The 4,939-nt window shown below is 68.2% G+C and carries 4 protein-coding genes and 1 pseudogene; all 5 read right to left on the reverse strand.

What is annotated here, in order from left to right:
* Positions 1–135 precede the first annotated feature (135 nt).
* Positions 136–855 (reverse strand): annotated as a pseudogene (locus VIM26_RS20275) (response regulator).
* Positions 852–1,586, reverse strand: a complete 735-nt coding sequence (locus VIM26_RS20280; RefSeq protein ID WP_331954611.1) for a sensor histidine kinase — start codon at positions 1,584–1,586, stop codon at positions 852–854. Before VIM26_RS20280 ends, VIM26_RS20275 begins: the two are co-directional and overlap by 4 nt.
* A complete protein-coding gene (locus VIM26_RS20285) occupies positions 1,538–3,481 on the reverse strand; it encodes a DUF4118 domain-containing protein (protein ID WP_331954613.1) in 1,944 nt (647 codons plus the stop codon). The genes VIM26_RS20280 and VIM26_RS20285 overlap by 49 nt, the downstream gene beginning before the upstream one ends.
* A gap of 42 nt (positions 3,482–3,523) precedes the next feature.
* Positions 3,524–4,126, reverse strand: coding sequence for a potassium-transporting ATPase subunit C (locus VIM26_RS20290; protein ID WP_331954615.1), 603 nt, complete (start codon positions 4,124–4,126; stop codon positions 3,524–3,526).
* A gap of 75 nt (positions 4,127–4,201) precedes the next feature.
* Positions 4,202–4,939: HAD-IC family P-type ATPase (locus VIM26_RS20295; RefSeq protein WP_331954617.1), on the reverse strand; the 738-nt coding region annotated here is incomplete at its 5' end.

Consider the following 4,939-nt stretch of genomic DNA (forward strand, 5'->3'; position numbering starts at 1 on the left):
CGAACGACTGCGCCCGCTGCTGGACAACTCCCGGCGTCTTCGCGAGCTCGTCTCCGAGTTCGAAGCCCTGGCACTACGACAAGTCGAAAACGATCCCGCACAGCCAGACCCCTGACCGGCCTATTTGCGCGCGCTCTAAGCACTTGGGTCGCTTCTCTTGTCCTGCTTGTCGGGCTGGAACCGGTAACCCATGCCGGGTTCGGTGAGCAGGTGGCGGGGGCGGCCCGGGTCCGGTTCGAGCTTGCGCCGTAACTGGGCCATGTACACCCTCAGGTTTCCGCCAGCGTTCTCATAGCCGGGTCCCCAGACCTCGGTGAGCAGCTGCCTCTAGCTGAGTAGCTTGCCAGGGTGCCGCAGCATGACTTCGATGAGGTGCCATTCGGTTGGGGTCAGTCGCACCTCGATGTCGGCGGCCCCATGGGCGACCGTGACGCGTCTGGCGAACAGGTCAACTGTGGTTGGGCCGAACGTCACGATCGGGTTGTCGTCGGCCGGCGTGGCGCGGCGTGAAACGGCGCGCAGCCGGGCTAGCAGCTCATCGACCCCAAAAGGTTTCGTGAGGTAGTCGTCGGCGCCGGCGTCGAGCGCGTCGACTTTGTCGGCGCTGTCGGTGCGCCCGGACAGGATCACGATGGGTGCGGTGCTCCAGCCACGCAGCCCGCGGATGACCTCGACCCCGTCCAGGTCCGGCAGCCCGAGGTCGAGGATGACCAGGTCCGGGTTGTGGGCAGCGGCTGTGGCCAGCGCCTCGGCCCCGGTCGCGGCGGTAAGCACCTCATAATGGCGGGCGCGCAGGTTGATCTGTAATGCCCGCAGGATCTGAGGCTCGTCGTCGACCACCAGAACACGGGTCATGTGGTTTCGTTTCCGCTGGTCGTTGGGCGTTCCTGGTTCGCCCCCTCGCGTTCACGTCGGCCGGGCTCTCCCCGCGTGGCGGCTGCTCCTTGCGGGGCGGCATTGAGTGACACCACCATGGTGAGTCCGCCACCGGGGGTCTCCTCCGGGTTGAGCGTGCCGCCCATCGCCACGGTGAGCCCGCGCGAAAGCGCCAGTCCGAGGCCCACGCCGGTGGTGTTGTCGGTGTCGCCGAGGCGCTGGAACGGGGCGAAGACCCGCTCGAGGTAGGCCGTCGGGATGCCGGGGCCGCGGTCGATGACGCGCAGCTCCACCCGGTCGCCGAGGCTGCTTCCTGTCACTCGCGGCGGAGAATCGGGCGGGGAGTACCGAATGGCGTTCCCGAGCAGGTTGGCGATGACCCGCTCGAGCAGGCCGGGGTCGGCCAGCACAACGGGAAGGTCATCCGGCACGTCGATCACGACGTGGCTCCCAGCCGGGCCGAGGTCGTCCAGCGCCAACGGCACCACCTCGTCCAGCGCTATCGGACGGCGCACCGCCGACAGGGCCCCGGCCTGCAGCCGGCTCATGTCCAGCAGGTTGTCGACCAGATGGGCGAGTCGGTCCAGGGACTCGTCGGCGGTGAGCAGCAGCTCAGCGTGGTCCTGTGCGGACCACTCGATGTCGTTGCTGCGCAGACTGGTCACGGCGGCCTTCGCGGACGCGAGCGGGGTGCGCAGGTCGTGCCCCACCGCCGCCAGCAGAGCGGTCCGCTCCGATCGCCCTCGGCGATGGGAACGGCGGCGGCCGCCGCCTCGCTGAGCCGGTGCCGTTCCAGGGTCACGGCGGCTTGCGCGGCAAAGGCACCGATGACCCGCTGGTCTTCCGCCCGCAGCGGCCGCCCCCGCAGTCCGAGCACCAGGGTGTCTCCGGCCGCAACCTCAGCGTCGGCGTCCTGCGGCCGCTCACACCGGTCAGTACCGGCGCTGGCCACCACAGTCCACTCGTCGGTCGGTCCGTGGGCCCAGGCCCCGCGGCTCAGCGTCGAGCGGGGGGTCCGCTCCAGCAACGTGACGGAAGTCAGCCCAAAGGCCTCCCGCACCCGTTCCAGCAAGGCCGGGAGCGCCGTCTCGCCGCGCAGAACGCTGCCGGCCAGGGTGCCAAGCGTCTCCGCTTCCGCCGTGGCACGCGCCGCCTGCCGGGTACGCCGCGCGGCCAGGTCCACCACAGAGCTCACCAGCGCGGCGACCACGACGAAGACACCCAACGCCAGTGCGTTGTTCGTCTCTGCGATGGTGAACGTGTACAGCGGAGGCGTGAAGTAGTAGTTCAGCAGCAGCGATCCGCCGATCGCGGCCACCACGGCCGGCACGAACCCGCCGGCCAGGGCCACGAGCACGACCGCCAGCAGGAAGAGCAGGACGTCGCTGACCAGGTTCAGATGCTGCCGCTCATGCGCGAGCAACACGGTGAGCAGGGTGGGCAGCAGCAGCGCGAGCACGAATCCCTGCAGCCGGCGCTGAAGGGTGAGGCTGCCGTGGGGGCGCGGCAGCCCACGCCCCTTTCCTCTCTGCGCATGGGTGACCAGGTGGACGTCGATGTCGCCGGAGTCGCGGATGATGCCGGCGCCGATACCCGGTCCTGTCACGAGCGCAGCCAGCCGGGATCGGCCGCTGTCGCCCAACACCAGCTGGGTGGCGCTCTCGGCCCGGGCGAACTCCAGTAAGGCGTCAGAGACGTCGTCGCCGACGATCTGGTGGTAGGTGCCGCCCAAGGTCTCGACCAGTGTCCGCTGCGCGGTCAAGTTGGCGGGGTTGGCGCCGGTGAGCCCGTCAGAGCGGGTGACGTGCACCGCTAGCAGATCCCCACCTGCCGAACGGGCCGCGACGCGAGCCGCCCGCCGGATGAGAGTCTCGCCTTCGGGGCCGCCGGTCAGCGCCACGACGACCCGTTCGCGGGTCTCCCAGGTCTCCTGTATGCCGTGTTGCTCGCGGTACAGATGCAGGGCCTCGTCGACCTTGTCGGCGGTCCACAGCAACGCCAGCTCGCGCAACGCGGTGAGGTTGCCGACCCGGAAGTAGTTCCCCAGCGCCGCGTCCACTTTCTCCGCGGCGTAGACGTTTCCGTGCGCCATACGGCGACGCAACGCCTCCGGGGCCATGTCGACCAGCTCGACCTGTTCAGCGGCACGGACAACCGCGTCCGGAACCCGTTCCCGCTGCGGCACCCCGGTGATCTTCTCGACCACGTCGTTGAGTGACTCCAGATGCTGAATATTTACGGTGGAGATCACGTCGATACCGGCAGCCAGGAGCACCTGGATGTCCTGCCAGCGCTTCTCGTTGCCAGATCCGGGCACGTTGGTGTGGGCGAGCTCGTCGACGAGGGCCACCGCGGGCAAGCGGGCCAGGACGGCATGGAGGTCCATCTCGGTGAACGTGGCGCCACGGTAGGAGATCTCGCGGCGAGGCACCGTCTCGACCCCCTCGAGCAGGTCTGCGGTGTGCTGGCGGCCGTGGGTCTCGACGTACCCGACGACCACGTCGGTGCCGCGCTCGGCACGACGGCGGCCCTCGTCGAGCATCGCGTAGGTCTTCCCGACCCCGGGCGCCGCGCCCAGGTAGACCCGCAGCTTGCCACGCCCCATGGCTCCTCCTCTACCCGCTATTCAACCAGTCTGAGCGCCGCCTCAGCGGCCGACGGCATCCAGCGCCAGGTTGACCTCGAGGACGTTGACGCGCGCTTCCCCGAGAAATCCGAGTGTGCGTCCTTGAGTGTGCTCGGTGACCAACTCCGCGACCTTGGCCACATCCAGGCCACGCACGCGCGCGACCCGGGCGACCTGCTGCGCGGCGTACGCCGGGCTGATGTTCGGGTCGAGGCCGGAGCCGCTGGCGAGAAGCGCATCCGGAGCGACCTGCTGCGGGTCGACACCGTCGAGCTTGGCGGCAGTCGCCCGCCGCTCCTTGACTGCAGCTATGAGGACCTTGTTCTCGGGGCCCAGGTTGGAGGCGGAGGTGGATAACGGGTCGTATCCGTCACCGGCCGCCGATGGCCGGCTCTGGAAGTACTTCGGGTCCGCTTCGAAGACCGGCTTGCCACTGGCGTCCTTCTTCGGTTTCCCTTTTTCCATGACGGGACGAATGAAGGCCTGCCCGATGAGGTCGGAGCCGACCGTCTTGCCGGCGCGGGTCACCAGGGAGCCGTTGGCGTTGCTGCCGAAAGCGACCTGGGCCAGGCCGGTCATGGCCAGCGGGTAGGCCAGGCCCACGATGACGGTGAGTACGAGCATGGTCCGCACCCCGGCGCCATACTGCCGCAGGGCCGGGGAGAATCGAAGTGCCATGTCTCTTGTCTCTTTCCTTCTCTAGCGGCCGATGCCGGGGATCTGGGACACCAGCAGATCTATGAGCTTGATGCCGATGAATGGGCTGAGGATGCCGCCGACGCCGTAGATGGCGAGGTTGCGGCGCAGCATCGACGCGGCGGAGGACGGCGTGTACTGGACTCCTCGCAGTGCCAGTGGAATGAGCCCGATAATGATCAGCGCGTTAAAGATGACCGCCGACAGGATCGCGGACTCCGGCGTGGCCAGGCGCATGATGTTCAGGGTGTCCAGACCCGGGTAGACGCCGGCGAACATCGCCGGGATGATCGCGAAGTACTTGGCGATGTCGTTGGCGATCGAGAACGTCGTGAGCGAGCCGCGGGTAATGAGCAGCTGCTTGCCGATCTTGACGATCTCGATGAGCTTGGTCGGGTTGGAGTCGAGGTCGACCATGTTGCCAGCCTCTTTGGCGGCCGACGTGCCGGTGTTCATGGCAACACCCACGTCAGCCTGGGCCAGTGCCGGAGCGTCGTTGGTGCCGTCGCCGGTCATCGCGACCAGGCGTCCGCCTTGCTGTTCGGCCTTGATGAGCGCCATCTTCTCCTCGGGGGTGGCCTCGGCGAGGAAGTCGTCGACGCCCGCCTCGTCGGCTATGGCCTTCGCGGTCAGCGGGTTGTCACCGGTGATCATGACCGTGCGGATGCCCATCCGGCGCATCTCCTCGAAGCGCTCCCGCATGCCTTCCTTGACGACGTCCTTGAGGTTGATCACCCCTAG

Source organism: Pengzhenrongella sp. (genome assembly GCF_036565025.1).
Classification (GTDB): Bacteria; Actinomycetota; Actinomycetes; order Actinomycetales; family Cellulomonadaceae; genus Pengzhenrongella.